Source organism: Allobosea sp. Leaf344 (genome assembly GCF_001426225.1).
Lineage (GTDB): Bacteria > Pseudomonadota > Alphaproteobacteria > Rhizobiales > Beijerinckiaceae > Allobosea.
In genome coordinates, this window is sequence record NZ_LMRT01000009.1 from 472,373 (window position 1) to 497,546 (window position 25,174).

The 25,174-nt window shown below is 69.5% G+C and carries 23 protein-coding genes; 17 read left to right on the forward strand and 6 right to left on the reverse strand.

The genetic code is table 11. The features are described 5' to 3' along the window. Window positions 1-8 precede the first annotated feature (8 nt). Window positions 9-2,117: a phosphonate metabolism protein/1,5-bisphosphokinase (PRPP-forming) PhnN gene (phnN, locus tag ASG72_RS08265; RefSeq protein WP_056710912.1), complete on the forward strand. Its 2,109-nt coding sequence runs from the start codon at window positions 9-11 to the stop codon at window positions 2,115-2,117. Here phnN and ASG72_RS08270 read toward each other — a convergent pair. Together ASG72_RS08270 and ASG72_RS08275 are read right to left on the reverse strand one after the other, a co-directional pair. After that, window positions 2,065-2,910 carry a universal stress protein gene (locus tag ASG72_RS08270; protein ID WP_056710915.1) on the reverse strand — a complete coding sequence of 282 codons (846 nt, stop codon included), beginning with the start codon at window positions 2,908-2,910 and terminating at the stop codon, window positions 2,065-2,067. The two genes, phnN and ASG72_RS08270, sit on opposite strands and share 53 nt — an antisense overlap. Before the next feature lie 28 nt (window positions 2,911-2,938). Then, window positions 2,939-3,337 carry a hypothetical protein gene (locus tag ASG72_RS08275; protein ID WP_056710917.1) on the reverse strand — a complete coding sequence of 133 codons (399 nt, stop codon included), beginning with the start codon at window positions 3,335-3,337 and terminating at the stop codon, window positions 2,939-2,941. A 132-nt stretch (window positions 3,338-3,469) separates the two neighbouring features. Here ASG72_RS08275 and ASG72_RS08280 point away from each other — a divergent pair, with 132 nt between their 5' ends. The 3 genes from ASG72_RS08280 (at window position 3,470) to ASG72_RS08290 (ending at window position 8,203) form a co-directional block, all read left to right on the forward strand. After that, complete coding sequence (locus ASG72_RS08280) at window positions 3,470-4,309, forward strand: universal stress protein (RefSeq protein ID WP_056710920.1); 840 nt, start codon at window positions 3,470-3,472, stop codon at window positions 4,307-4,309. Window positions 4,310-4,526: 217 nt separating this feature from the next. Next, the gene (locus ASG72_RS08285; protein WP_056710922.1) at window positions 4,527-7,223 is read left to right on the forward strand and encodes a GNAT family N-acetyltransferase; all 2,697 of its coding nucleotides are present in this window, start codon (window positions 4,527-4,529) and stop codon (window positions 7,221-7,223) included. A 104-nt stretch (window positions 7,224-7,327) separates the two neighbouring features. Then, the gene (locus ASG72_RS08290; RefSeq protein ID WP_056710924.1) at window positions 7,328-8,203 is read left to right on the forward strand and encodes a CoA ester lyase; all 876 of its coding nucleotides are present in this window, start codon (window positions 7,328-7,330) and stop codon (window positions 8,201-8,203) included. A gap of 34 nt (window positions 8,204-8,237) precedes the next feature. Here the strand turns inward: ASG72_RS08290 and ppa are convergent, their stop codons facing one another. After that, complete coding sequence (gene ppa / locus ASG72_RS08295; protein WP_056710927.1) at window positions 8,238-8,771, reverse strand: inorganic diphosphatase; 534 nt, start codon at window positions 8,769-8,771, stop codon at window positions 8,238-8,240. Window positions 8,772-8,951: 180 nt separating this feature from the next. Between ppa and ASG72_RS08300 the strand changes: the two genes are divergently transcribed. Beyond that, a complete protein-coding gene (locus ASG72_RS08300; protein ID WP_056710929.1) occupies window positions 8,952-9,674 on the forward strand; it encodes a sulfur transferase domain-containing protein in 723 nt (240 codons plus the stop codon). On the opposite strand, the gene ASG72_RS08305 is transcribed toward ASG72_RS08300, so the two are convergent. After that, window positions 9,658-11,016, reverse strand: coding sequence for a hypothetical protein (locus ASG72_RS08305; protein WP_056710931.1), 1,359 nt, complete (start codon window positions 11,014-11,016; stop codon window positions 9,658-9,660). The two genes, ASG72_RS08300 and ASG72_RS08305, sit on opposite strands and share 17 nt — an antisense overlap. A gap of 536 nt (window positions 11,017-11,552) precedes the next feature. Here ASG72_RS08305 and ASG72_RS08310 point away from each other — a divergent pair. Both ASG72_RS08310 and ASG72_RS08315 read left to right on the forward strand, forming a co-directional pair. After that, the gene (locus tag ASG72_RS08310) at window positions 11,553-12,077 is read left to right on the forward strand and encodes a L,D-transpeptidase (protein ID WP_056710932.1); all 525 of its coding nucleotides are present in this window, start codon (window positions 11,553-11,555) and stop codon (window positions 12,075-12,077) included. Window positions 12,078-12,239: 162 nt separating this feature from the next. After that, complete coding sequence (locus ASG72_RS08315; protein WP_056710934.1) at window positions 12,240-12,557, forward strand: DUF2853 family protein; 318 nt, start codon at window positions 12,240-12,242, stop codon at window positions 12,555-12,557. A gap of 95 nt (window positions 12,558-12,652) precedes the next feature. Here the strand turns inward: ASG72_RS08315 and ASG72_RS08320 are convergent, their stop codons facing one another. Next, entirely contained in the window at window positions 12,653-12,916 is a 264-nt protein-coding gene (locus tag ASG72_RS08320) for a DUF1674 domain-containing protein (protein WP_082540206.1), read from the reverse strand. Between the two features lie 127 nt (window positions 12,917-13,043). On the opposite strand from ASG72_RS08320, the gene htpX reads away from it, so the two are divergent. The 6 genes from htpX (at window position 13,044) to ASG72_RS08350 (ending at window position 19,552) form a co-directional block, all read left to right on the forward strand. Next, window positions 13,044-13,964, forward strand: coding sequence for a zinc metalloprotease HtpX (gene htpX / locus ASG72_RS08325; protein WP_056710936.1), 921 nt, complete (start codon window positions 13,044-13,046; stop codon window positions 13,962-13,964). A gap of 3 nt (window positions 13,965-13,967) precedes the next feature. Continuing rightward, window positions 13,968-15,332, forward strand: coding sequence for an RsmB/NOP family class I SAM-dependent RNA methyltransferase (locus ASG72_RS08330; RefSeq protein ID WP_082540189.1), 1,365 nt, complete (start codon window positions 13,968-13,970; stop codon window positions 15,330-15,332). 59 nt (window positions 15,333-15,391) lie between these two features. Further along, entirely contained in the window at window positions 15,392-17,128 is a 1,737-nt protein-coding gene (locus tag ASG72_RS08335) for a heparinase II/III family protein (protein WP_156395856.1), read from the forward strand. Between the two features lie 84 nt (window positions 17,129-17,212). Next, complete coding sequence (purH, locus tag ASG72_RS08340; protein ID WP_056710940.1) at window positions 17,213-18,805, forward strand: bifunctional phosphoribosylaminoimidazolecarboxamide formyltransferase/IMP cyclohydrolase; 1,593 nt, start codon at window positions 17,213-17,215, stop codon at window positions 18,803-18,805. A gap of 7 nt (window positions 18,806-18,812) precedes the next feature. Further along, window positions 18,813-19,088, forward strand: coding sequence for a hypothetical protein (locus ASG72_RS08345; RefSeq protein ID WP_056710942.1), 276 nt, complete (start codon window positions 18,813-18,815; stop codon window positions 19,086-19,088). After that, on the forward strand, window positions 19,085-19,552 hold the full coding sequence (locus ASG72_RS08350; RefSeq protein WP_056710944.1) for a YbaK/EbsC family protein: 468 nt from the start codon (window positions 19,085-19,087) through the stop codon (window positions 19,550-19,552). The genes ASG72_RS08345 and ASG72_RS08350 overlap by 4 nt, the downstream gene beginning before the upstream one ends. 9 nt (window positions 19,553-19,561) lie before the next feature. On the opposite strand, the gene ASG72_RS08355 is transcribed toward ASG72_RS08350, so the two are convergent. Beyond that, window positions 19,562-20,371, reverse strand: coding sequence for a DUF72 domain-containing protein (locus ASG72_RS08355; RefSeq protein ID WP_244488739.1), 810 nt, complete (start codon window positions 20,369-20,371; stop codon window positions 19,562-19,564). A gap of 153 nt (window positions 20,372-20,524) precedes the next feature. On the opposite strand from ASG72_RS08355, the gene ASG72_RS08360 reads away from it, so the two are divergent. The 4 genes from ASG72_RS08360 (at window position 20,525) to ASG72_RS08375 (ending at window position 25,174) form a co-directional block, all read left to right on the forward strand. Then, window positions 20,525-21,796, forward strand: coding sequence for a pilus assembly protein TadG-related protein (locus ASG72_RS08360; protein ID WP_056710948.1), 1,272 nt, complete (start codon window positions 20,525-20,527; stop codon window positions 21,794-21,796). A 132-nt stretch (window positions 21,797-21,928) separates the two neighbouring features. Then, on the forward strand, window positions 21,929-22,513 hold the full coding sequence (locus ASG72_RS08365; RefSeq protein WP_056710951.1) for an ANTAR domain-containing protein: 585 nt from the start codon (window positions 21,929-21,931) through the stop codon (window positions 22,511-22,513). After that, the gene (locus ASG72_RS08370; protein ID WP_056710952.1) at window positions 22,510-23,556 is read left to right on the forward strand and encodes a CmpA/NrtA family ABC transporter substrate-binding protein; all 1,047 of its coding nucleotides are present in this window, start codon (window positions 22,510-22,512) and stop codon (window positions 23,554-23,556) included. Before ASG72_RS08365 ends, ASG72_RS08370 begins: the two co-directional genes overlap by 4 nt. A gap of 298 nt (window positions 23,557-23,854) precedes the next feature. After that, window positions 23,855-25,174 carry a CmpA/NrtA family ABC transporter substrate-binding protein gene (locus ASG72_RS08375; protein ID WP_056710954.1) on the forward strand — a complete coding sequence of 440 codons (1,320 nt, stop codon included), beginning with the start codon at window positions 23,855-23,857 and terminating at the stop codon, window positions 25,172-25,174.

Here is a 25,174-nt window from a genome sequence, read left to right on the forward strand (position 1 = left end):
GCGCACGCATGGCTGGTGGTACGCCGTCTGGCATCCTGTTCTTCATCGTCGGCCCCAGCGGGGCGGGCAAGGACACGCTGATCGACGGCGCCCGCGCCGTGCTGCGGCAGGATGAGCGGTTCAGCTTCGCCCGCCGGCTGATCACCCGCCCGGCCGATGCGGGCGGCGAGGCTCACGAGGCGATCGACACGGAGGGCTTCGCGGCGCTGGAGCGCGCCGGCGGGCTGCTCGTCTCCTGGCAGGCGCATGGCTTGAGCTATGGTCTGCGCGCCGATGTGCGGGACGCGCTCGCGGCCGGGCGCCATGTCGTCGCCAATGGCTCGCGCGCCGTCCTGTCGCGGCTGATCGGCCAGGTCCCGCGCCTCGTCGCCCTCGTCGTCACCGCCTCGCCCGAGATCCTGGCGCGGCGGCTGGCGGCGCGCGGGCGCGAAACCCCCGAGGATATCGCCGCGAGGCTGGCGCGCAGCCAGCTCGCGCTGCCGGACGGCGTCGAGGCGATCACCGTGATGAACGACGGCACGCCGGAAGAGGGTGTGGCGCGCCTGCTGCAGGCGCTCGAGGAGGCGACGAGCCGCCTCGCCCTGAAGCCGTTGCCGATCGATGGCTGGCGCGATCGCATCGCCTTCCTGCCGGAGGACAGCATCATCGGCGCGTCGGATTATGACGGCCCCGGCAAGGTCGAGATCTCGGCCGCCGGCCGCGCCATCCGCGCCCGCGTCAATCTCGTGGCCGCCGGCACCCTGCTGGCGCCGCATGAGCTCGGCCTGTCGCGGGAGGCGTTTTCGGCGCTGGGCCTGCCGGAAGGTGCATCCGTCTCGCTGAAGCGGACCCCGCCGCAGCACAGCCGCGACGCCTTGCAGGCCAAGATCCGGGGCGAGGAGCTCAGCCTCGAGCAATATGAGACGCTGCTGCGCGACATCGTCGAGGGCCGCTATCCCGACAGCGAGATCGCCGCCTTCCTGGTCGCCGCGACCCGCTCGCTCAGCGATGCCGAGGTGGTGGCGCTCGCCCGCGTCCGCACCGCCTTCTCGACCGCGCTGCGCTGGGGCGAGCCGATCGTCGCCGACAAGCATTCGATGGGCGGGATTCCGGGCAGCCGCATCACGCTGATCGTCACGCCGATCGTGGCGGCCCATGGCATCGCCATGCCGAAAACCTCCTCGCGGGCGATCACCTCCGCCGCTGGCACCGCCGATGCGATGGAGGTGCTGGCCCGGGTCGACCTGACGGAGGACGATGTCCGCCGCACCGTCGGCCAGGCGCGGGCCTGCATCGCCTGGAACGGCCGCCTCAACCATTCCGCCGTCGACGATGTGATGAACGCCATCACGCGCCCGCTCGGCATCGATTCCAATCGCTGGTCGGTGGCGTCGATCATCTCGAAGAAGCTCACAGCCGGCTCGACCCATGTCATCGTCGACCTGCCCTATGGCAGGCGGGCCAAGCTGCGCAGCCTTGAGGAGGCGGGCGAGCTCGCCGCTCTGTTCGAGCGGGTCGGCCGCGGCGTCGGCCTGCATCTCGAGGCCTGCCCAACGCGCGGCGACGCGCCGATCGGCCGCGGCATCGGCCCGGCGCTGGAGGTGCGCGACGTGCTCTGGGTGCTGGAAGGCCATCCCGACGCCCCGCAGGACCTGCGCGAGAAGGCCTTGTCCTTCGCCGCCCGCATCCTCGCCTGGGACCCGGCGATCGGCACGGCCGAGCGCGGCCGGGCGCGGGCGCTGCAGTTGCTGGATTCGGGCGCGGCGCGCGAGGCGCTGCAGCGCATCGTGGCGGCCCAGGGCGCGCGCGATCCGGCGCATCGGCCGGCGGCACCGAGCCGGCTGGTCCGGGCCGGCGCCAGCGGCGTGATCCAGGCGATCGATGGCTGGCGCATCGCCGGCATCGCCCGCAGGGCCGGCGCGCCGCTGGACAAGAGCGCGGGCATCGACCTGCTGCGCGGGGTCGGCGAGGCCGTGACCCCGGGCGAGCCGCTCTATGCGATCCACGCCCATGCCGCGCCCGATCTCGACGCCGCCTGCGCCATGGCGCAGCAGGATGACGGCATCCTGATCGGCGCCCCGGCAGCTAATGCGACATCAGGCAGCAGACCGGCGTCTCCTGCAGCAGGTCGCGGGTGACCCCGCCGAAGATCCATTCGCGCAGGCGGCTATGGCCGAAGGCCCCGGCGACGATCAGATCGGCATTTTCCTGCCGTGCGAGCTCGGCGAGGACCGCGATCGCCGGCTGGTCGCTGCCTGGCCGCGCCAGCGCCCGCGCCGCGATATGGTGCCCGGCGAGATAGCCGCAGACATCCTGCGCGCCGCTCTCCGCCGCCTCCTGCCCGACGGTCAGCACGATCACCGCTTCGGCCCGCATCAGGAAGGGCAGCGCGTCCCAGACCGCGCGCCGCGCCTCGCGCGTATTCTTCCAGGCGATGATCACGCGCCGCCCCGCCAGCCGGTCGAGATGCGGCGGCACGACGAGCACCGGCCGCCCGAGTTCCATCACGAGATCGCCCGGGGACAGCGACATCGGCCCCTGGTCGGGGTCGGCGGCGCCGAGCCGGGCCATTACGACGAGATCGGCGGCGCGCGCCTGGGCCAGCATATGCTGGCGCGTGGCATCGACCGCGGCGCGCCACTCCTGGAGCGGGCAGCCCTTGGCCGCCCGGCGAAACAGCACTTCGGCCTGTTCGAGATGCTCGGCGGCGGCGCGTTTCGCTTCCTCGACCAGCACCGCATCGAGCGCCGCGACGCTGTCCCCGTAATAGGGCAGCACGATATCCTCCGCGGCGACGCCGATCAGCCGGCTGGAGAAGCGCCCGGCGAGCCCGGCCGCCAGCGCCACCGCGCTCTCCGCGCCCGGGCCGAGATGCACCGGCGCCATGATGCTGGCGTAACGCGCCTGCAGGGCCTGGCTCGATCCCGTCATGACGACCTCCCTGCCTTGATAGGCATGCTCAACCCGCCGCCGCGGCCTTCGTCAGCGTATGAATGGCGACGATCCGGAACGGCTCGAACGCCTCGTCGGCACCGCGGATCGACAGATATTCGCCGACCGCGATCCGGTGGCGGTCGAGCTTGAAGGCGCTCTCGTCATCGTCGCTGCTGGCATCGTCGTAATCGATCTGCCAATGCGCCCCGCCGGCGCCGCCTGACCTGTGCACCAGCCAGCCATGACGATCGGGCTCGCCGGCGCGGAAGCGCCGCACCCGGCAGCGTTCGCGCTCGCTGCGCCAGGCGGCGGCGTCGAGATGGCCCTCGGCATCGACCGGCGCGATGATGTCGTAGCCGTCGCGGGCGCTGCCTTCGGGATGGGCCGCGGTGCGGCCGAGATGGAGCGTGATGCGCTGAAGCATGGGTGACCTCGTCTGCGATGCGTTGTCGTCCTGAAAAAGAGCGTCACACCAATCCGGCAGAGGCGAATTGATCCAGCGCAAGGTTGCGACAAGGCGATCTGACATGGTCCTCCCACACAGGAGAGCCAGCCCATGTATGACAGCATCAAGAGCGTTCTGGTCGTGTTCACCGAGGAAGGCCGCGGCGAAACCAGCGCGGCGGTTCCCTATGCGATGTCGCTGGCGCAGCAGGCTGCCGCGCATCTGACGCTGCAGGCGGCCTCGGTCCGCTATGCCGTGCCCTCCTCCCTGATCAATGATTTCGCCGCCGAGATCGTCGGCAAGGAAAACCGCCGCATGGCCGGGCTGGCCCAGCGCCTGGCGGATGATGCGCGCTTCACGGCCGACCTCGCCGGCGTGACATGCACGGTCGAGGCGCCGCAATTGCTCTATCCCGGCCTGACCCAGCGCTTCATCGCCTATGCCCGCGTCCATGACCTCGCCATCCTCGATGCCGAGCGCGACACGCTGGAGATCGACCGGGGCTTGATCGAGGCCGCGATCTTCGAGACCGGCCGCCCGGCGCTGATCGTGCCGCCGAGCAGCCTGAGCTTCTCGGCGAGGCGCGTGCTGGTGGCCTGGGATGGCGGCGCGGCCGCCGCCCGCGCCGTCGCCGATGCGATTCCCTTCATCGCCGCGGCCGAGGAGGTGGTGATCGTCTCGGTGACCGGCGAGAAGGATCTATCGGACCGCATCCCCGGCGCGGAGCTCGCGCCGCATCTCGCCCGCCACGGTGCCAAGGTCTCGGTCAAGACGCTGCCCATGCCGAGCGCGGGCGTCGCCGAAGCGATCCAGGCCGAGGCGAAGGCCTTCGGGGCCGATCTCATGGTCTCCGGCGCCTTCAAACATTCGCGCCTGCGGGAATGGCTGCTCGGCGGCGTGACCCAGTCGCTGCTGAAGGATTGCCCGGTGCCGGTGCTGATGAGCCACTAGGCCGCACCGGACGGGCCCAAGCCGTCGCCCCGCAATGGGGCGACGAGATCAAACCGTCACCTCCATCCCCGATGATCCCACCCGACCGCCGATCCCGGGGCACGCCGGATCGCGCATGCCTCGGCTTCGGCGGCAAAGCTTGTATCATGGCGGGCGCGCCGTCGAGGCGCCTGGCCCGCCAGATCCCTTCCGGCCCAACCAGACGAGACGCCACGCGATGAGCATCCGGAATTTCGACGCCTTCTTCCGGCCGCGCTCGATCGCGCTGATCGGGGCCAGCAACCGCGCCGGCTCGATCGGCGACGTGCTGGCGGCGAATCTGCTGGGGGCCGGCTTCGCCGGGCCGGTGATGTGCGTGAACCCGCGCGAAACCGCGATCCGCTCGACGCTCAGCTACAGATCGGTCGCGGAACTGCCGGTCGCGCCCGATCTCGCGGTCATCGCCACGCCGGCCCAGGGTGTGCCGGCCATCGTCGCGGAACTGGGCGCGCGCGGCTGCCGCGCCGCCGTGGTGATCAGCGCCGGCTTCGAAGGGCGCGACGGCAGCGATCTGCAGCAGAGGCTGCTCGATGCGACGCGTCCGCATCTGATGCGGATCATCGGCCCGAATTGCCTCGGGCTGATCTCCACGCCGCGCGCGATCAACGGCAGCTTCGCGCATCTGACCCCGAAACAGGGCCATATCGCGCTGGTCAGCCAGTCCGGCGCGATCATCGCCGCCATGCTGGGCTGGGCCCATGAACGCGATATCGGCTTCTCCCATGTCGTCTCGCTGGGCGACATGGCCGATGTCGATTTCGGCGACATGCTCGATTATCTCTGCACCGATCCGACGACCCGGGCGATCCTGCTCTATGTCGAGACGATCACCCATGCGCGAAAATTCATGTCGGCGGCGCGCGCCGCCGCGCGCACCAAGCCCGTGCTCGTCGTCAAGGCCGGCCGCAGCGCCGCCGGCGCCAAGGCGGCGATGTCGCATACCGGCGCGCTGACCGGCGCCGATGCCGTCTATGACGCCGCCTTCCGCCGCGCCGGCCTGCTGCGGGTGCGCGAACTGGACGAGCTCTTCGCCGCTTCGGCGATCCTCGCCACCGGCATGCGGGTCCATGGCGACCGGCTGACCATCATCACCAATGGCGGCGGGGCCGGCGTGCTCGCCGTCGACGCCTTGGCCGATCGCCGGCTCGCAGCCGCCACGCTGAGCCCGGACTCGCTCGCCGCCCTGAGTCGGGTGCTGCCCGAAGCCTGGTCGCATGGCAATCCGGTCGATATTCTCGGCGATGCGAAGGCCGACCGCTACGCCGCGGCGCTGGAGATCGTGATGGCCGACCCGGCCAGCGACGCGGTGCTGGTACTCAATTGCCCGACCGCGCTCGCCGCGGGCGAGGAAGCGGCCGAGGCCGTCGCCGCGGCGGTCGACGGCAATCGCGCGGTCCCCGTCCTGACCAATTGGCTCGGCGGCGACGCCACCCTGGCGTCGCGCGCGATCCTGGGCCAACACCGCATCCCGAATTTCGAAAGCCCGGAACAGGCGGTGCGCGCCTTCGGCCATCTCGCGGAATTCCGGCGCAACCAGACTTTGCTGCTCGAGACACCCTCGGCCGGCGTCGCCATCCCCAAAGCCATGGTGGACGAGGCCAAGGCGATGATCGAGACGGTGCGCGGCGATGCCCGCACCATCCTCACCGAGCCCGAATCCAAGCGGCTGCTCGCCTTGTTCGGCATTCCCACCGTCGCGACCCGCATCGCCGCGGATCCGGCCGAGGCGGGCCGCTTCGCCGAGGAGATCGGCGGCTCCGTCGCGGTGAAGATCCATTCCCCGGACATCACCCACAAATCCGATGTCGGCGGCGTGGCGCTACGGCTGACCTCCGGCGCCGCTGCGCGGGCGGCGGCGGAGGAGATGCTGGCGCGGATCGCCAAGCTCCGCCCGGATGCGCGCGATTTGCGCTTCACCGTCCAGCAGATGGTGTCGCGCCCGCAGGCGCATGAGCTGATCCTCGGCCTCGCCCGCGATCCCACCTTCGGGCCGATCATCCTGTTCGGCGAGGGCGGTACGGCGACGGAGGTGATCGCCGATCGCAGCATCGGTCTGCCGCCGCTGAATTCGGTGCTGGCGCAGGACATGATCGAGGGCACGAGGATCGCCAAGCGGCTCGCCGGCTATCGCCATGTCCCGCCCGCGCCGATGGGGCAGATCGTGGAGGTGCTGCTGCGCCTCTCCGAAATCGCCGTCCATCTGCCCGACATCGTCGAGCTCGACATCAACCCGCTGCTCGCCGATGCGCAGGGGCTGATCGCGCTCGACGCCCGCGTGGTGATCTCGGAAACCAAGGCGCTGGCGCCGCTCTACGCGATCACCCCCTATCCCGCCGAGCTGGAGCAGGAATTCCGCCTCAGCGACGGGCAGGAGCTGATGTTCCGGCCGATCAGGCCCGAGGACGAGGTGCCGATCAGCGAGATGGTCAGGCTCTGCACGCCCGAGGATCTGCGCATGCGCTTTCTCGGCCCGGTCAAGCATTTCCAGCACGACATGGCGGCGCGACTCTCGCAGATCGACTATGACCGCGAGATGGCCTTCGTCGCGGTGGAAGCCGGCACCGCCTATGGCGCCGGGCCGATCTACGGGGTGGTTCGCATCGCCGGCGATCCGGAGAGGTCGACGGCGGAATTCGCCATCATCGTCCGCTCCGACATGAAGGGACGCGGACTGGGCTATCGGCTGCTCGCCGAGATGATCGCCCATGCCAGGCGGGCCGGCTATGCCGAGATCCATGGCGACGTCTTCAGCGAGAACACCGCCATGCTCGGGCTGGCCGAAGAGCTGGGCTTCGTGCTGCAGCCGCGCGAGCCGGGCGAGGATACGCGCCGCGTCCGCCTCGTCCTGCGGCCCGGGCAGCCCGCGACCTCCTGATCCGCGGCGCCTTCATCCAACCTTCGCAGATATGGCGTTGCATCTGCGTGCTGTTAGTGTGCAGTGCAGCGAAGGACGGCCCTCTCGCCGTCAGGAGATGAAGCATGACCGATATCCGCCCGCGCCGCAGCGTCCTCTATATGCCCGGCTCCAACGCCCGCGCCCTCGAAAAGGCCCGTGAGATCCCCGCCGACGCGCTGATCCTCGATCTCGAGGATGCCGTGGCGCCGGAGGCGAAGGCGAACGCCCGAGACCAGGTCTGCGCCGCGGTCAAGACCGGCGGCTATGGCCGGCGCGAGCTGGTGATCCGCACCAATGGCGTCGACACCCCCTGGTTCGAGGCCGATCTGGCCGCGGCCGCCGAGGCTCGGCCCGATGCGATCCTGATCCCGAAAGTCCAGAATCCCGAGACGCTGAAGCGCATCGGGCAGAAGCTCGACGGGCTCTGGGCGGATCCGAAGACCCGCATCTGGGCGATGATCGAGACGCCGCTGGCGATCCTGCACTGCGAAGCCATCGCCGCGGCCGCGCATGACCCGCAGACCCGGTTGGCCTGTTTCGTCATGGGCACCAATGATCTCGCTAAGGAGACGCGGGCGCGGTTCCTGCCCGGCCGTGCCCCGATGCTGCCCTGGCTGACCATGGCGATCCTGGCCGCGCGCGCCCATGGGCTCGACATCGTCGACGGGGTCTACAACGACATCCGCGACGAGGAGGGCTACGCCGCCGAATGCGCGCAGGGGCGCGATCTCGGTTTCGACGGCAAGAGCCTGATCCATCCGAGCCAGGTCGACGGCGCCAACGCCGTCTTCGCGCCCGACGAGGCGGAGCTTTCCAGGGCGCAGGCGATCATCGCGGCGTTCTCCCGCCCGGAGAACGCCGATAAGGGCGCGATCCAGCTCGACGGCCGCATGGTCGAGCGGCTGCATGCCGATATGGCGGCGCGCATCGTCGCCTTGGCGCAGGCGATCGCCGCCTGAGCCGGCCTCGCCCGGGCCGTGGACGCGCCCGGGCTCAGCCCGCGGCCTTGGCCCGGTCCATCGCCTCGAGAATGAGCTGCTTGGCCCGGGCGGCATCGCCCCAGCCGGTCAGCTTCACCCATTTCCCGGGTTCCAGATCCTTGTAATGCTCGAAGAAGTGCTGGATCTGGTCGAGGGTGATCTTGGGCAGATCGGTATAATTATGCACGTTCTCGTAGCGCTTGGTCAGCTTCGGAACCGGCACGGCGATGATCTTCTCGTCGCCGCCGGCCTCGTCCTGCATCATCATCACGCCGATCGGGCGCACGGCGATATAGGAGCCGGGAATCAGCGGCCGCGTATTGGCGACAAGCACGTCGCAGGGGTCGCCATCCTCGGAGAGCGTATGCGGGATGAAGCCGTAATTTCCGGGATAGCGCATCGGCGTATAGAGGAAGCGATCGACGAACAGCGTCCCGGCCGCCTTGTCCATCTCGTACTTGATCGGCTCGCCGCCAATCGCCACTTCGATCACGACATTGACTTCGTCCGGCGGATTCTTGCCGATTGAGATGGCGTCCAGGCGCATGAGGTGTCGATCCGTGGGTGTTGCAGGGCTGGTGATCCGGGCGTCTTATGCGTGGTTCCCGGGACGACGACAATCCCAACCTTCGCGCAAGGCGGGCCGCGGCGGTTTGCGCGGCGGGCCTCGCGCTGCTATCGGCTGTCGCATGATCCCAGACCTGATCCGCATGGCCGGGCCTCAGCCATGCTGAACCGCCTGCGCCCTGACGAAGAGCGCTATGCCAGGCGCATGGCCCGCATCGCGCGCTGGGACCGGCCGCTGGCCGGCAGCGCCGACCGCCTGCGGGCCTGGGCCAACATGCTGCTGGTCGATCACGGCATCTTCCGCATGGCCTATCTCAACGCGCATCAGGTGACGCCGCGGCTCTGGCGGGCGGCGCAGCCGGCCCCGACGCAGATCGCGCATTTCGCCCGGAAGGGCGTGAAGGCCATCGTCAATCTGCGGGGTGGGCGCGAGCACGGCTCCTGGCCGCTGCAGCGCGAGGCCTGCGAGCGGCATGGCGTCACGCTGATCGATTACGTGCTGCGCTCGCGCGGCGCCCCGGACCGCGAGACGATCCTCGGCTCGAAGGCGTTTTTCGAGAGCCTGCCGGAGCCGGCGCTGGTGCATTGCAAATCCGGAGCCGACCGCGCCGGCTTCTTCGCCGCGCTCTATCTGCTCGTCCATGAGAACCGCTCGCTCGACGAGGCGATGGGCCAGCTCTCGCTGCGCTACGGCCATTTCCGCTTCGCCAAGACCGGGATCCTCGACGCCTTCTTCGAGACCTATCGCCGCGAGGGCGCGGCCCAGGGCATCGGCTTCCTCGATTGGGTCGAGCGCATCTACGATCCGGAGAAGCTCGAGCGCGAGTTCAAGCCGGGGCTGATCTCCTCGCTGATCGCCGACCGCCTCATCCGCCGCGAATGAGGCTTCCGCCCGGCTGATGCGCCTCATCCGCCGCCAGCCGCGTCCATGCGAAGCAGGCATGGGCGAGCAGCCGGCCGAGCGAGACGGCGCAGAGGCCGATCAGGAGCAGATAGGAAAAGCTGCCGATGCCGGCGATCAGCGCGGCCGCGACCACGAGCGCGATCGCATTGGTCGCGACCGGGCTCTGCGGCCGGCGCGACAGGCTCGCCATCTCGTGGAGCGGCAGCACCAGCGCGATCCCGGTATAGAACACCGCCATCAGCGCGATCACCGAGCCCGCGCCGTTCCACTCCGTCCCGTCCAGCAGCGGGTCGGCCAGCCAGGCCATCGCGCCGATGCCCGCGAACAGCGCGCAGCCGCTGACCAGCAGCGCCAGGGTGATCAGCCGCACCCGCATCTGCCGTTGCGCCCTGGGAGCATGGCGCAGATGCGACATCACCAGCGGCACCGAGACCGCGTTGAACATCTGGGTCGGCACGTCGAGCAGGCGCATCGCCAGCGCGACATGCGCCACCAGCAGCGGATTGCCGAGCAGCGGCAGCGCCAGCAGCGGTGTCACCGTGAAACCGAAGGAGAGCAGCGCCGACGGCAGCAGCAGCCCGGGCGCCAGCCGCCAGCGCCCCGCCGAGCGCGCCAGCTCCGGCAGCGACCAGGAAGCGGCCGCTACGAAACGCCGCAGCGAGGCCCGCCGGCGCCAGATCAGATAGGCGGCGGCGACGACATGGCCGATCGCATCGGCGGAGACCAGAGCGAGCGCGCCGGGCTCGAGCAGCCAGATCAGCAGCAGCATCATCGCCGGCTGGACCAGCGCCTGCAGGATATTGGCGTTGCCGAGTGCCGCGAAATCCCCCTCCGCCGTCGCTTCGGCCGAAACGAGCCGCATCACCGTCCGCCCCGCCAGCGACAGCAGGAACAGCACGGCATGGCTGGCGAGGATCCAGCCGGCGGATTCGGCGGCCAGCAGCAGGAGCGCCGCGCTGCCGAGGAAACCCGTCCCGACCACGATGGAGAGCCGCACCGCGCGCCCGAGCCGGACGCCGTCGCTGGTCTGGAAGAACACCGCCTCGAACCGCAGCAGCGCAGCGATCGAGATGAAATTGGCGAGCGTCGCATAGACCGCGAAATCGGCGAAAGCCTGCGCCGGACACAGCGCCACCGCCACGATCAGCCCCCAGATCGACAGGAAGCGCGCCTGCACGAAGCGCAGCGCCAGCATCAGCCCGGCCGCCAGCCCCGCCTTGGCCCCGGGCGTGCAGCCCTGGTCCAGCGGTTCGGCCGGCGCGGCCGCGGCCGGGGCCGCGCGCGGCAGGCCCAGCCGGTCGATGAAGACGTGAGCTGTCAAGTCGACATCCGCTTCCGGGAGGTCACGAAGGCTCTCGACACGCCAGTCCCGGCTGTCGCCACGAGAGTAAACAGACGAAATCGGACCGTTCGAGCCGGTCACGACACAATGGCCTGACAGGGCAAGAGTGCGCTCGCATGGTTAATGAAGGCTTAGCGAGCGCAACAGCGAAACCGGCGCCGCATCGCGCGCCCAATCTCCATGATCCTGTGTCCGAAAAACGGCGAGAACTGCTCCAATTTAAAACTGGTGGCAGCCTCCCGCCTCTCTCTCTCGCCCCAAAACTAACCTAGCGTAAGCTTTTGCGCTTGAATACCCCCCTCGGCGGATTCTCCGAGAGACCTCGTGCCGCCGGAAAAGCCGCGCCGGATGAGCGTGCCGAACCGAGGCTCGTGGACGCGCCATCGCCGGCTCGGCCGGCTGGCGGCCCCGCCCTTACCCCGGATTCATCCTGAATCCACGCTTCACCATGTCGCTCAATCGCGGATTCACCGGCCCGGCGCCAGATCGCCCTCCCACGACGCTTCGGAGGTCCCATGCCGACACGCCGCTCTGTGCCGCCGCTCCTGGCCGGCGCCATCCTGCTCGCCGCTCAGGCGCTGCCCGCCGGCCCGGCGCTGGCGCGCGAACTGGTCGAGGCGCCGCTGCCCTACAGGCCCGGCACCATCGTCATCCGCACCGGCGAGCGCAGGCTCTATTTCGTCCAGGCTCCGGGGCTGGCGATCCGCTACAGCGTCGCCGTCGGCAAGGCCGGCAAGCAATGGCGCGGCGTCAAATATGTCGAGGAATTGCAGGTGGACCCGGCCTGGAGCCCGCCCGCCTCGGTGAAGCGCGACATGCCCTCCCTGCCGGACGTTATCCCCGGCGGCTCGCCCCGCAACCCGATGGGGGCGCGCGTCATCGGGCTCGGCCCGGGCGGCGAATACGCCATCCATGGCACCAATCGACCCGGCACGATCGGCTCCGCCGCCTCCTATGGCTGTTTCCGCATGCATAACCACGACGTCGTCGATCTCTATGCGCGTGTGCGGCTCGGCACGCCCGTCATCGTCATGCCCTAGAGGCAGCGGCGACACCGCCACAGAACTGAACTGATGGCCGGTAAAAAATCGGCTTTGCCGAGCGAAGGCCCCCTCGCCTCCTTCAAGAAACGGCGTTAACGTTTCTGCGTGCGATGAACGGCACACCCACGCGGAAGCGTGCAGGCAAAGAGGGGCTCGACCATGGATCATCTGTCCGACATCAAGAAATTCGCCAGGAAGCCAGTCAATGACGCAGCCTTCGCCGGCATGGCCAAGGCCTACGCCCTGGTCATGGCCAAGCCGGATACGCGCTATGTCGCCTGCAGCGATGCCGGCGAACTGGAGCGGGTGCGCGAAAACTTCCTGAAGAAGAAACTCGGCCTGAAGACCGCCGATCTCGACCAGTCGATCAAGGCGATCTGCGACCATATGAAGGCCGACAGGACGAAATCCCGCCTGACATTCTATTATCTCCTGGCCGAGCATTACGGAAAGCTCGACCTTTTCGTCAAGAAATAAATCCCCAGCCATCGGCAGGACGGGCGAGGCCGGGCGGCGGCACGATCCGCCGGCACCGGGTCTCTTCGCCCGCCTCCCTTGCGGCGCGGCCGGACTCAGAAGTCGCTGGCGAGGCCTTTGACCTCCCAATCATCATAGCGCGCGGGATCGAGCCCGCCGCGGCCGTTGATCTCGCGCTGGCGTGCGAGCTCCGCCGTCTTGGCATCGAGCGCCTCGCGCCGCGCCTCAGCCTCCGCCAAGGCGCGCTGGGCCGCGGGCGTGAGCGGCTTGGACACGGGCGGCTTGGACACGAGCGGCTCGGGCGCCGCGGCCTCCGGGGATGGCGTGGTGGCCGGGCTCTCGGCGTCTTCGGAAGTCATCGCGGCCCCTTCATTCGTGAAGCTCTCTTGCGGGATCGGCATCGTCTTCACCACATAAGGCCGGAACGAGCCTGGGGGGAGGGGTGTGGAGACCCGAAGCCCGCTTCGCGCAGCACGGGGATCTTCGATGAACTATGTCCGCACCTTCATGCTGATGGCCGGCCTGACCGCCCTCTTTGGTACGGTCGGCTATCTCCTCGGCGGCAGCGGCGGCATGCTGATCGCGCTCGCGGTCGCGGCCGCGACCAATCTCTACAGCTACTGGAATTCCGACAGGCTCGCTCTCGCGGCCTATGACGCCCAGGAGGTCGACGAGCGCAGCGCGCCGGAGCTCTACGGGATGGTGCGCGATCTCGCCGCGCGGGCCGGGATGCCGATGCCGCGGGTCTATCTGATCCAGGAGGACCAGCCCAACGCCTTCGCCACCGGCCGCAATCCGCAGAACGCCGCCGTCGCGGCGACGACCGGCATCCTGCGCAGCCTGAGCTATGAGGAGCTGGCGGGGGTGATGGCGCATGAGCTCGCCCATATCAAGAACCACGACACGCTGACGATGACGGTCACCGCGACCATGGCCGGCGCGATCTCCACCCTCACCACCTTCGGCATGATGTTCGGCTCCCGCGAGAACCGGCCGGGGCTGCTCGTCCAGATCCTGATCTCGGTGCTGGCACCGCTCGCGGCGATGGTGATCCAGATGGCGATCTCGCGCTCGCGCGAATACGAGGCGGACCGGCTCGGCGGCGAGATCGCGGGCAATCCGGCCTGGCTGGCCGATGCGCTGGCCAAGATCGCCGGCGCGGTCGAGCACATTCCCAACGAGACGGCGGAGGCGAAGCCTGCTACGGCGCATATGTTCATCATCAACCCCCTCAGCGGCCTGGGCATGGATAATCTCTTCTCGACCCACCCCGACACCGGCAACCGCATCGCCGCGCTGATGGAGCAGGCGCGCGCCATGGGTGTCGGGCGTCAGGCCGGCGGCTTTGCCGCGCCGCCGCAGCCGGGCGGCCCCTGGGGTGGCCGCCAGCGCGGCCCCTGGGGCTGATACATGGCGGGACAGGCGAAGAGTGGCGGCGCAGGCCCGGCCGCGGGTGATGAAACCCCGCGCAGCGACGCGCCCGGTCTGCCGGCCCGGCGGCTGGCGACCCGGCTGATCGACGAGGTGCTGAAGGCGCGGCTGGCGCTGGACGAGACCTTCGAGCGCGTGGCGCCGGAGTACAGGCTCGACGCGGCCGATGCCGGGCTGGCGCGCGCCATCGCGATCACCGCCTTCCGCCGTCTCGGCACGATCCAATACGCCATGAACCAGCGGCTCGAACGCGGCAGCCCGCGCAATTCCGGCCTGTTCGAGCCGATTTTGGTGGCGGCCGCCGCGCAGATCCTGTTCCTCGACGTCCCCGACCATGCCGCCGTCGATCTCGCCATCCGGCAATTGCACGAGGATCCCAAGGCCGCGCGCTATGTCTCGCTCGGCAACGCGCTACTGCGGCGCCTGGCGCGCGAGCGCGACGCCGTGCTGGCGGAGGCGGCCGATCCTTTCCTGGACACGCCGGACTGGCTCGCCGACAGCTGGCGCGACGAACATGGCGAGAGCGTCGCCGCGGCGATCGCGCTCAGCCATCGCGACGAGCCGCCGCTCGACCTCTCGGTGAAGCAGGAGCCCGAACTCTGGGCCGCGCGCCTGGACGGGCTGCTGCTGCCGACCGGCTCGGTCAGGCTGCGCGAGCGCGAAAGCATCACCTCGCTCCCCGGCTTCGCGGAAGGCGCCTGGTGGGTCCAGGACGCCGCCGCGGCCCTGCCTGTGCGCCTGCTCGCGCCGCGGCCGGGCGAGCGTATCGCCGACCTCTGCGCGGCGCCGGGCGGCAAGACCGCGCAGATCGCGGCGTCGGGCGCCGATGTCACCGCCGTCGACCGCTCCGGCCCGCGCCTGCGCCGGCTGCGCGCCAATCTCGAGCGCCTCGGCCTCGCCGCCGACATCGTCACCGCCGATGCCGCGAGCTGGCAGGCCGAACCCTTCGACGCGGTGCTGCTGGATGCGCCGTGCAGCGCGACCGGCACGATCCGCCGCCATCCCGACGTCGCCTGGACCAAGCTGCCGGAGGATCGCGACAAGCTCGTCGCCCTGCAAGCGCGCCTGCTCGACGCGGCCGCCCGGTTGACCCGCCCCGGCGGGCGGCTGGTCTATTGCACCTGCTCGCTCGAGCGCGAGGAGGGTGAGGCGCAGATCGAAGCCTTCCTCGGCCGCCATCCCGAGTTCAGGCGCCAGCCCGTGACGCAAGACGAGATCGGCGGCCTCGCGGAGGCGATCGATCCGCAGGGCGACCTGCGCACCCTGCCCCACCAGCTCCGCTTCGAGAGCCCCCGCCTGTCCGGATGGGCCGGATTTTACGCAAGCCGCCTGATCAGGTTATGACGGTTCCGGATTCGCATGGCGTGGGGACGCCATGGCCGGGGACGGGGCAAGCGTGAACGTTGAGTGTCTGGTCTGAGCGAGGGGGACTGGCCCAGGCTGCCGTCGCGCGCGCGGCGCTGAAGACGCGCGGCCAATGCGTCGGCCTGATGCGCAGGCTGCTGCCGTTCCGGCGCAAGGCCGCCACCCGCCTTCTCTTCGCCCCCCATGATCTGCGCACCGCCGATCCGACGGCGGCGGCCGACATCTATTCCGGCTATTATGCCTTCGCCGGCCGCACCCTGAGCACCCATGGCGACAGCCCCTTCGACGCCGAGCCGCCGAGCGAGGCGTGGGCGGAAGCGCTCTACGGCTTCGGCTGGCTGCGCCATCTCCGTGCGGCCGAGACCGCCCTCGCCCGCGCCAATGCCCGCGCTCTGGTCGAGGATTTCATGGCGCGCCGGCGCGAGCGCAACCTCATCGCCCGCCGCCCGCTGGTCGCCTCGCGCCGGCTGATCGCTTTGCTCTCGCACTCGCCTCTGCTGCTGGAAGGCGCCGATCACGCCTTCTACGAGCGCTTCGTGCGCCATGTCTCGCGGCTGACCGACCGTCTGACGCTGATGCTCGCCGGGGCCGTCGAGGGTCAGGCGCGGCTGCAATGCCTGATCGCGGTCTGCTTCGCCACGATCTGCCTCGACGTCCCCGATTCCCGCCGCCGGCGTTACGAGCTCGCGCTGTCGGACGAGCTCGACCAGCAGATCCTGCCCGATGGCGGCCATCTCAGCCGCAACCCCCGCCTGCTGATCGACGTGCTGCTCGACCTGCTGCCGCTGCGCGAGACCTTCGCCGCCCGCGGGCTCGAGCCGCCGCGCGGCGTGATCCTGGCCGTCGAGCGGATGATGCCGCATCTCCGGCTGTTCCGGCACGGCGACGGCGCCCTCGCTCTGTTCAACGGCATGGGCACGACGCCGCCCGATCTGATGGCGACGCTCGCCGCCTATGACGATGCCCGCGCCCGTCCGGTCGAGCAGGCGATCTATTCCGGCTACAGCCGCCTGAGCTGCGGCCGCAGCGTCGTCATCGTCGATGCCGGCGCCCCGCCGCGCGGGGCCTATTCCGTGGAGGCGCATGCCGGTTGCCTCTCCTTCGAATTCTCGAGCGGCGCCTGCCGGATCCTGGTCAATTGCGGGGCGAGCCGCCTCGGCCCGCCGGAGCTGCGCGAGGCGACGCGCACCACCGCCGCCCATAGCACGGTCACGCTGGACGACCGCTCCAGCGCCGTTTTCGGCCTCGTCCTTGGCGAACGGCGCATCGTCTCCGGCCCGACCGATGTCAGAGCCGCGCGCCAGGAGAACGAGGCGGGGCAGGAATGGGTGGGAAGCCATGACGGCTATCGCCGCAGCCTCGGCGCGGTGCATACGAGGCGGCTGCTCCTGGCCCGCGACGGCGCCTCTCTGTCAGGCGAGGACGAGATCACCCTTGCCCAGCCGCGGGCCTCGCTGCCGGCCACCTTGCGCTTCCATCTGCATCCCGGCGTGAAGCCGGAGCTGGACCCGGAGGGGAGCAGCGCGAGGCTGGCCCTGGCCAATGGCGAGATCTGGCTGTTCGAGGCGCCGGGCATGCCGATCTCGCTGGAGGAGAGCCTGTTCCTCGCCTCGGCGGACGGCCGGCGCCGCAGCGACCAGCTGGTGGTGGAATTCGACGCCGTGGCCCAGCACCAGCTGCATTGGCGCTTCCGCCGCCTGGCCCTGCCGTCCCGCGGCACGGGCCCGCAAACGAGCGCGGCGGGCGAAGCGGATGGCGACGCGACGGCGCACTGAGACGCGCCGGCTTTGCTTTGCGCAGCGCAGCATGGTAGCTCGCGCGCAATCCTTTTCCGATAGCAAGCCCGGACCCTGATCCCGATGCCGACTGAGCTTCGCCGCGTCGAACGCGCGCTCCTTTCCGTCTCCGACAAGACCGGGCTGATCGCCTTCGCCCAGGCGCTGCACAAGCTCGGCATCGCCCTCGTCTCGACCGGCGGAACCGCCAGGGCCCTCGCCGAAGCCGGGCTGCCGGTCACCGACGTCTCGGACCTCACCGGTTTTCCGGAGATGATGGACGGCCGCGTCAAGACGCTGCATCCCAAGGTGCATGGCGGGCTGCTCGCGGTGCGCTCCGACCCCGAGCACCAGGCCTCGATGATCGGCCATGGCATCGCGCCGATCGATCTGCTCGTCGTCAATCTCTACCCTTTCGAGGCGACCGTCGCCGCCGGCCGCGGCTATGACGACTGCATCGAGAATATCGACATCGGCGGACCGGCCATGATCCGCGCCGCCGCCAAGAACCATCATGACGTCGCGGTGGTGGTCGATGCGGGCGATTACGACGCCGTGCTGAGCGAGCTCTCGGCACAGAAGGGCACGACCACCCTGACGCTGCGGCGCCGGCTGGCGCAGAAGGCCTATGCCCGCACCGCCGCCTATGACGCCGCGATCTCCAACTGGTTCGCCGCCCATCTCGGCGAGACCGCCCCCGGCTACCGCGCGCTCGGCGGCGCCCTGGCCGAGCCGCTGCGCTATGGCGAGAACCCGCATCAATGGGCCGCCTTCTATCGCACGCCGGAAGCCCGGCCCGGCGTCTCCACCGCGCGCCAGGTCCAGGGCAAGCAGCTCTCCTACAACAACATCAACGATACGGACGCGGCCTTCGAATGCGTCGCGGAATTCGACCCCGCGGCCGCGGCCGCCTGCGTCATCGTCAAGCACGCCAACCCCTGCGGCGTCGCCACCGGCACCTCGCTGCTCGGCGCCTATGAGCGCGCCCTCGCCTGCGACCCCGTCTCCGCCTTCGGCGGCATCGTCGCGCTGAACCGCCGGCTCGATGCCGAGGCCGCGCGCAGAATCGTCGAGATCTTCACCGAGGTGATCATCGCGCCGGATGCCGACGAGGAGGCGATCGCCCTGATCGCCGCCAAGAAGAACCTGCGGCTCCTGCTCACCGGCGGCCTGCCGGATCCGCGCGGCGGCGGCCTGTCGCTGCGCACCGTGTCCGGCGGCTTCCTCGCCCAGGCGCGCGACAATGCGGTGGTCGACGACATGGAGCTGAAGGTGGTGACCCGGCGCCAGCCGAGCGAGCGCGAGCTCGCCGATCTCCGCTTCGCCTTCCGCGTCGCCAAGCACGTCAAATCCAACGCCATCGTCTATGCCCGCGACCTCGCCACCGTCGGCATCGGCGCCGGCCAGATGAGCCGCGTCGATTCCTCGCGCATCGCCGCCTGGAAGGCGGCCGAGGCCGCCAAGGCGGCGGGCCTGCCCGAGACGCTGGCCAAGGGCTCGGTCGTCGCTTCCGACGCCTTCTTCCCCTTCGCCGACGGGCTGCTCGCCGCGGCCGAGGCCGGCGCCACGGCGGTGATCCAGCCCGGCGGCTCGATGCGCGACGACGAGGTCGTCAAGGCCGCCGACGAGGCCGGCCTCGCCATGGTCTTCACCGGCCACCGGCATTTCCGCCATTGAGGCCGGCATGGGCGGGCTCAAGCTGATCGGCGCCGGCTTCGCTCTGCTCGGCCTGCTGCTTGTGCTGGCACCGCGCCTCGCCGCGGCGCGGCCCCAGCCGATCGCCTATGCGATCCGCCTGTTCCTGCCGCTCTGGCTGCTGATCTCCGCCGCGGCGCTGCTCGTCTCCCTGCGCCGCGGCGGCGGGACGCTGGCGCAGGAGGCATGGCTGGTTGCGCCCGCCTTCGCCTTGCCGGCCGCCGCCGCCCTCCTCATCCTCTACGCCACCGGGTCCCGCCGATGAGCCTCGAATCCGTCCGGGCCTTTCTCGAAGCCCATGCGCCCGACATCGCCATCATCGAGACGCAGGAGAGCAGCGCCACCGTGGCGCTGGCTGCCGCGGCGCATGGCGTCGCCCCGGCGCGCATCGCCAAGACGCTGTCGCTGCGCATCGGAGAGCGAGTCGTGCTGCTGGTCGCGCGCGGCGATGCGCGGCTCGACAATCGCAAGGCCAAGGCGGCTTTCGGCGGCAAGCCCCGCATGCTCGATGCCGAGGAGGTCGCGGAGCTGACCGGCCACCCCGTCGGCGGCGTCTGCCCCTTCGGCCTGGCCCGGCCGCTGCCGGTCTATTGCGACGTCTCGCTGCAGGCTTTCGACGAGGTCGTGCCGGCGGCCGGCTCGACCCGCAGCGCCATCCGCATCGCGCCGCTGCGCATGGCTGCGCTGACCGGCGCCGAATGGGTCGATGTCTGCCAGGATCCGGTCTGAAACCGGATCTCAGCCCGCGCCGAGCCTTTCGATCAGCGCCATCGCGGCCGCCGGGTTGCGCGGCTTGGCGCCGCTGATCACATAGAGAAACACATCGCGGGGCGCCTTCGGCAAGGTCTCGGGGGCTATCCGATCCAGACCCTCCGGCGGCTCGCCCTTCGCCCAGGCCTTCGCCCGCGCGAGCCAGCGCGCCAGCTCCGCCGAAGCATAGCCCTCCGGCTCGTCCTCGCGCGTCCCCATGATGCGGGCATAGACGAAGTCAGCGGTGACATCGGCCATTTCGGGAAACTCGCTGTCCCCGGCGGTGACCAGTGCCACCTCGTATTCCCGCAGCATGGCGACGAAATCCGGGTTGCGGAAGCTGTCATGGCGCACCTCGACGGCGTGCCGCAGCGGGCGCCCCTCGCGCTCGGCCGGCAGCAGCTTGAGAAACGCTTCGAAATCGGCGGGATCGAAGGCCTTGGTCGGCATGAACTGCCAGTTGATCGGCCCCAATTTGTCCTTCAGCTCGAGGATCCCGCTCGACAGGAATTTCTCGAGCGAGGGTCCGGCCTCAGCCAGCACCCGCCGGTTCGTGATGTAGCGCGAGCCCTTCAGCGCGAAGACGAAATCATCCGGCGTCTCCGCATGCCAGCGGGCGAAACTCTCCGGCTTCTGCGATCCGTAATAGGTGCCGTTGATCTCGATCGAGGTGAGCCGGCTGGCGGCGAAGGCCAGCTCCTGCTTCTGCGCCAGCCCCTCCGGGTAGAAATTATCGCGCCAGGGCTCGAAGACCCAGCCGCCGACGCCGATGCGGATCCGTCCTGCACGCACAGCCACGTTTTTCGCCCCGTCCTGCCAACCAGGCCGCGACCCTAGCGCCGCCCCCGCCAGAACGCGACAGGATCCTGCTCGCGTCCCGATCGGCGCCGTGCCGTTAACCCATGGGCAAAGTAAATGCCGTAGCGTCATATTTGCACATGGGTGAGACAGATGCTTCGAAAACTGATTTCATATATTCGGGAATTCAGGACTGAAAGTCGCGGCAGCGTCATTCTGGTCTTCGCCTTCGCTCTGATACCGATCCTGATCCTGTCGGGGATCGTGATCGACTATGCCCGCGCGTCCAACGTCCGCACCGTGCTCGCCGCCGCCGCCGACAGCGCCGTCCTGGCCGCGGTCAGCCATTCGCAGATCAAGCTGCCGATTCCCGCCGCACGGCGGGCCGCGGAGGCCCTGTTCGACGCCAATGCCGCCGCGGCCGACGTCAAGGGCATCAACCGCTCGATCCAGATCAGCGAGCGCGGCACGACGCGCGAGGCGAAGGCGAGCTATCAGGTGTCGGTTCCCAGCATGTTCGCGCCCTTCATCGGCGTCGAGGCGATCAGCGTCGGCGGGACCGCGAGCGCCACGGGCGGCCGCCAGCCCTATATGGATTTTTACCTGCTGCTCGACAATTCGCCCTCGATGGGGGTCGCCGCGACCTATGAGGATATCAACCGGCTGAATAGGGCGACCGGCTGCGCCTTCGCTTGCCACATCCTCAGCGAACCCGACGATGCGTTTCGCCGCGCCAAGCGCCTCGGCGTCACCCTGCGCATCGATGTCGTGCGCGATGCCGCGCAGCGTCTGACCGAGAAGGCGAGCGCCACCGCCCAGATCCCCGGGCAATACCGCATGGGCATCTATACGCTCGGGCCCAATTGCGCCGGCAAGCGGCTGACGACGGTCAAGGACCTCTCCGGCGATCTCGCCGCCGTGCGGGCCGAGGCGAGCCGCATCGAACTGATGGCGACGCCCCGTCACAGATTCGATCAGGACCGCTGCACCGACTTCAACAGCGCCTTGCGGGCGATGAACAAGATCATCGACACGCCCGGCGCCGGTCTGCAGGCCTTGCAGGCCCAGAAGGTGATGTATCTGGTCTCGGACGGCGTCGCCGACTACGCCAATGACGCCTCCTGTACCGAGCCGCTCGCGCCGTTCTCTGAGAATCGCTGCCAGGAACCGCTCGACTGGCGCTATTGCGAGGTGCTCAAGAAGCGTGGCGTCCGCATCGCCGTCCTCTACACCACCTATCTGCCGCTCACGGGCGAGTGGTGGTACAACAACACCATCGCACCCTGGATTTCCAAGGTCGCGCCGAGCATGAAGCGCTGCGCCTCGCCCAATCTCTATTTCGAGGTCGCGCCGAACCAGGGGCTGGCCGAGGCGATGAAGGCCCTGTTCGACCAGGTCGTCGCCAATTCATATCTCGGGCAATGAGGCGCCGGCGCGGGCTGCGGCCGGCCCGGCGATCGCCGCCGCCCGCCGTGCCGGCACGTCCTGCGTGCAGGCCCCGGCGCTGGCACAATTCCTGAATAGCGGGCCGCGAGCCGATAATCCGGTGCGCGGGGCATGGTGGCGAATCTGAGGATCCTGATCGTCGACGCCAATATGATGCGCGCCGCGATCATCGAGGAAGGGCTGCGCGAGGCGGGGTACCGCGATCTCGTGCGCGTCTCCGCGACCACGGGGCTGGTCTCGGCGATCGAGCAGCACGATCCCGACGTCGTGGTGATCGACCTCGAGGATCCCAGCCGCGACGCGCTGGCCGACATGTTCCTGGTCAGCCGCCACATCCGCAGGCCGATCACCATGTTCGTCGACCAGTCCGATTCCGCCTCGATCGAGGCCGCGGTCGAGGCGGGCGTCTCCGCCTATATCGTCGACGGGCTGAAGAAGGAGCGCATGCAGCCGATCCTGCAGACCTGCATCAGCCGGTTCAACGCCTTCAAGAAGCTGCGCGAAGAGCTGGAAGAGGCGCGCTCCCAGCTGGAGGAGCGCCGCATCATCGACCGTGCCAAGGCCATCGTCATGCGGATCAAGAACCTGCCGGAAGACGAGGCCTACAGGCTGCTGCGGCGCAGCGCGATGAACGAGAAGCGCAAGCTGGTCGACATCGCCCGCTCGATCATCACCGCCGCCGAGGTGCTGAAATGACCCTGCATCTGCGTGTCGGCTTCATGCCGCTGATCGATTGCGCCCTGGTGGTGCTGGCCAGGGACGAGGGTTTCGCCGAGGCGGAGGGGCTCAATCTCGAGCTGGTGCGCGAGGTCTCCTGGTCGAATCTGCGCGACAAGCTCAATGTCCGCCTGTTCGATGCGGCGCATATGCTCGGCCCTGCCGCCATCGCCGCCACGCTCGGCCTCGGCGGCGTCAGGGCGCCGATGGCGGTGCCGCTGGCGCTCAATCTCGACGGAGCCGCCATCACCCTGTCGCTGCGCCGGCATGAGGAAATGGCCCGCCTCGCCGAGGGCGAGCTGGCGGATACCACGGTCTCCGCCGCCGCTCTGGCGACGCTGGTCGCCCGGCGCCGGGCCTCGGGCCTGCCGCCGCTGACCTTCGCCGCGGTGTTCGGCTTCTCCAGCCATACCTATCTGCTCTGCGAATGGCTGGCGAAGGCCGGGCTCGCCCTCGGCTCCGACGTCCGCTTCGAGGTGGTGCCGCCGCCGCAGACGGTCGAGGCGCTGGCCAGCGGAAGGGTCGACGGCTTCTGCGCCGGCGCGCCCTGGAACGCCGCCGCCGTCTCCGCCGGCATCGGCTGCATGCTCCACACCGGCACCGATCTGCGGCGCGACTGCCCGGACAAGGTCCTGGCCTGGCAGGCCGATGATTTCGAGCGCAGGCCCGCGGCGGTCGGCAAGCTGACCAGAGCAATTCTGCGAGCGAGCGACTGGGCCTGCGACCCCGCCAATGCGCCCCGCTTCGCCCGCCACCTCGCCGCGCCCGATCGGCTGGCCCTGCCCGTGGCAATGCTGGAGCCGATCCTGTCCGGCAGCCTGCTCCAGGGGGCGGGGCGCCCGCCCCGCCAGGTCCGTAACTTCATCCGGCTCGACCGCGACGCGCTGCGCCCGCGGCCCGACCATGCCGACTGGATCCTCTCCGGCATGGAGAAGGCCGGGCAGATCGTTCGCTCGCCGGAGATGACGGCGCAGGCGCGCGCCATGTTCCGCGCCGCGTCCTGGACCGATGGCGCCGACTGACCAGGGCTTTGCCGCGGAAATAGGCGCTGCCGGGATTTTGTGCAGTGCAACCGGGCCGCCGGTAATCGCCCGCCTGCCGCCTCGGCTTCGCGCAAGCGCCTGCAATTCCTGGCTTCTCCCGGCAATGAACGGCGCTGGCACGATCCTTGTAAGTCACCTGTCGACGCGGCCAACGCTGCCCGCGCCATCCTCCGAACCGGAAGCCACAGCAACGCCGCTGTCGAAAAGTGCCTCACGGCGCGTTTCGCGTGGCGTTTTCGCGTTTGGCCGGGCCGAATTGTCAACCGAGAGGCGATCGATGCGCAAACCAGTCGAGACCAAGCCGAAAGCCGCCACCGGGACGCTCGGTCGGCGCCGGCTCCTGCAGCTCTCCGGCGCGGCGGCCTTGCTCGGCGCCGCCCGGCTCGCTCTGCCCTCCGGCGCCTTCGCGCAGGGGACGGGCCCTGAGGTCAAGGGCACGCGCCTCGGCTATATCGCGCTGACGGACGCCGCCCCGCTGATCATCGCCAAGGAAAAGGGGCTCTACGCCAAATACGGCCTGCCCGACATGGAGATCGCCAAGCAGGCCAGCTGGGGTGCGACACGCGACAACATGGCGCTCGGCTTCAAGGCCAACGGCATCGATGGCGGCCATATCCTGCGCCCCAAGACCCATCTCTACAGCACCGGCAAGGTGATGCAGAACGGCCAGCCGCTGCCGATGTACACGCTGCTGAACCTCAACGAGGACGGCCAGGGCATCTCGGTCTCCAACGAATACAAGGACCTCGACGTCCGCAAGGATTCCTCGCCGCTGAAGCAGGCCTTCGAGCGCAAGAAGGCCGCCGGCAAGGAGCTCACGGCGGCGATGACCTTTCCGGGCGGCACCCACGACCTCTGGATCCGCTACTGGCTGGCCGCGGGCGGCATCGATCCCGATACCGACATCAAGGTGATCGTCGTGCCGCCGCCGCAGATGGTGGCGAACATGAAGGTCGGCACCATGGATTGTTTCTGCGTCGGCGAGCCCTGGAACGAGCAGCTCGTCAACCAGAACATCGGCTACACCGCGCTGACCACCGGCGAGCTCTGGGCGCGTCACCCCGAAAAGATCCTCGGCATGCGCGCCGATTTCGTCGACGCCAACCCGAAGGCGACCCAGGCCATCCTGATGGCGGTGATGGAGGCCCAGCAATGGGCCGACAAGCGCGAGAACCGCCAGGAACTCTCCGAGATCGTCGGCCGGCGGCAATGGTTCAACGTGCCGGTCAACGACATCAACAAGCGCCTGCTCGGCGACATCAACTACGGCAATGGCCGCGAGGCGAAGGGCACCACGCTGCAGATGAAGTTCTGGGGCGAAGGCGGATCGAGCTCCTATCCCTGGAAGTCGCTCGACAGCTGGTTCGTCACCGAGAACATCCGCTGGGGCAAGTTCGACCCGAGCATGGACATCAAGGCGCTGGTCGACCGGACGAACCGCGCCGATCTCTGGCGCGAGGCGGCCAAGACGCTCGGCATCGCCGGCGCGCCGACCGGCGATTCCCGCGGCGTCGAACGCTTCTTCGACGGGATGAGCTTCGATCCCGCCGCCCCGCTGGATTATCTCAAGGCCCTCAAGATCAAGCGCGTGGCCTGA

Coding starts and splice junctions, on each gene's coding strand:
- ASG72_RS08280 (WP_056710920.1), top strand. CDS start 3,470: ATGTATGACAGCATCAAGAGCGTTCTGGTCGTGTTCACCGAGGAAGGC.
- phnN (WP_056710912.1), top strand. CDS start 9: ATGGCTGGTGGTACGCCGTCTGGCATCCTGTTCTTCATCGTCGGCCCC.
- ASG72_RS08315 (WP_056710934.1), top strand. CDS start 12,240: ATGGATCATCTGTCCGACATCAAGAAATTCGCCAGGAAGCCAGTCAAT.
- ASG72_RS08285 (WP_056710922.1), top strand. CDS start 4,527: ATGAGCATCCGGAATTTCGACGCCTTCTTCCGGCCGCGCTCGATCGCG.
- ASG72_RS08290 (WP_056710924.1), top strand. CDS start 7,328: ATGACCGATATCCGCCCGCGCCGCAGCGTCCTCTATATGCCCGGCTCC.
- ASG72_RS08330 (WP_082540189.1), top strand. CDS start 13,968: ATGGCGGGACAGGCGAAGAGTGGCGGCGCAGGCCCGGCCGCGGGTGAT.
- ASG72_RS08345 (WP_056710942.1), top strand. CDS start 18,813: ATGGGCGGGCTCAAGCTGATCGGCGCCGGCTTCGCTCTGCTCGGCCTG.
- ASG72_RS08375 (WP_056710954.1), top strand. CDS start 23,855: ATGCGCAAACCAGTCGAGACCAAGCCGAAAGCCGCCACCGGGACGCTC.
- htpX (WP_056710936.1), top strand. CDS start 13,044: ATGAACTATGTCCGCACCTTCATGCTGATGGCCGGCCTGACCGCCCTC.
- ASG72_RS08360 (WP_056710948.1), top strand. CDS start 20,525: ATGCTTCGAAAACTGATTTCATATATTCGGGAATTCAGGACTGAAAGT.
- ASG72_RS08275 (WP_056710917.1), bottom strand. CDS start 3,337: ATGCTTCAGCGCATCACGCTCCATCTCGGCCGCACCGCGGCCCATCCC.
- ASG72_RS08320 (WP_082540206.1), bottom strand. CDS start 12,916: ATGACTTCCGAAGACGCCGAGAGCCCGGCCACCACGCCATCCCCGGAG.
- ASG72_RS08310 (WP_056710932.1), top strand. CDS start 11,553: ATGCCGACACGCCGCTCTGTGCCGCCGCTCCTGGCCGGCGCCATCCTG.
- ASG72_RS08365 (WP_056710951.1), top strand. CDS start 21,929: ATGGTGGCGAATCTGAGGATCCTGATCGTCGACGCCAATATGATGCGC.
- ASG72_RS08350 (WP_056710944.1), top strand. CDS start 19,085: ATGAGCCTCGAATCCGTCCGGGCCTTTCTCGAAGCCCATGCGCCCGAC.
- ppa (WP_056710927.1), bottom strand. CDS start 8,771: ATGCGCCTGGACGCCATCTCAATCGGCAAGAATCCGCCGGACGAAGTC.
- ASG72_RS08270 (WP_056710915.1), bottom strand. CDS start 2,910: ATGACGGGATCGAGCCAGGCCCTGCAGGCGCGTTACGCCAGCATCATG.
- ASG72_RS08370 (WP_056710952.1), top strand. CDS start 22,510: ATGACCCTGCATCTGCGTGTCGGCTTCATGCCGCTGATCGATTGCGCC.
- purH (WP_056710940.1), top strand. CDS start 17,213: ATGCCGACTGAGCTTCGCCGCGTCGAACGCGCGCTCCTTTCCGTCTCC.
- ASG72_RS08300 (WP_056710929.1), top strand. CDS start 8,952: ATGCTGAACCGCCTGCGCCCTGACGAAGAGCGCTATGCCAGGCGCATG.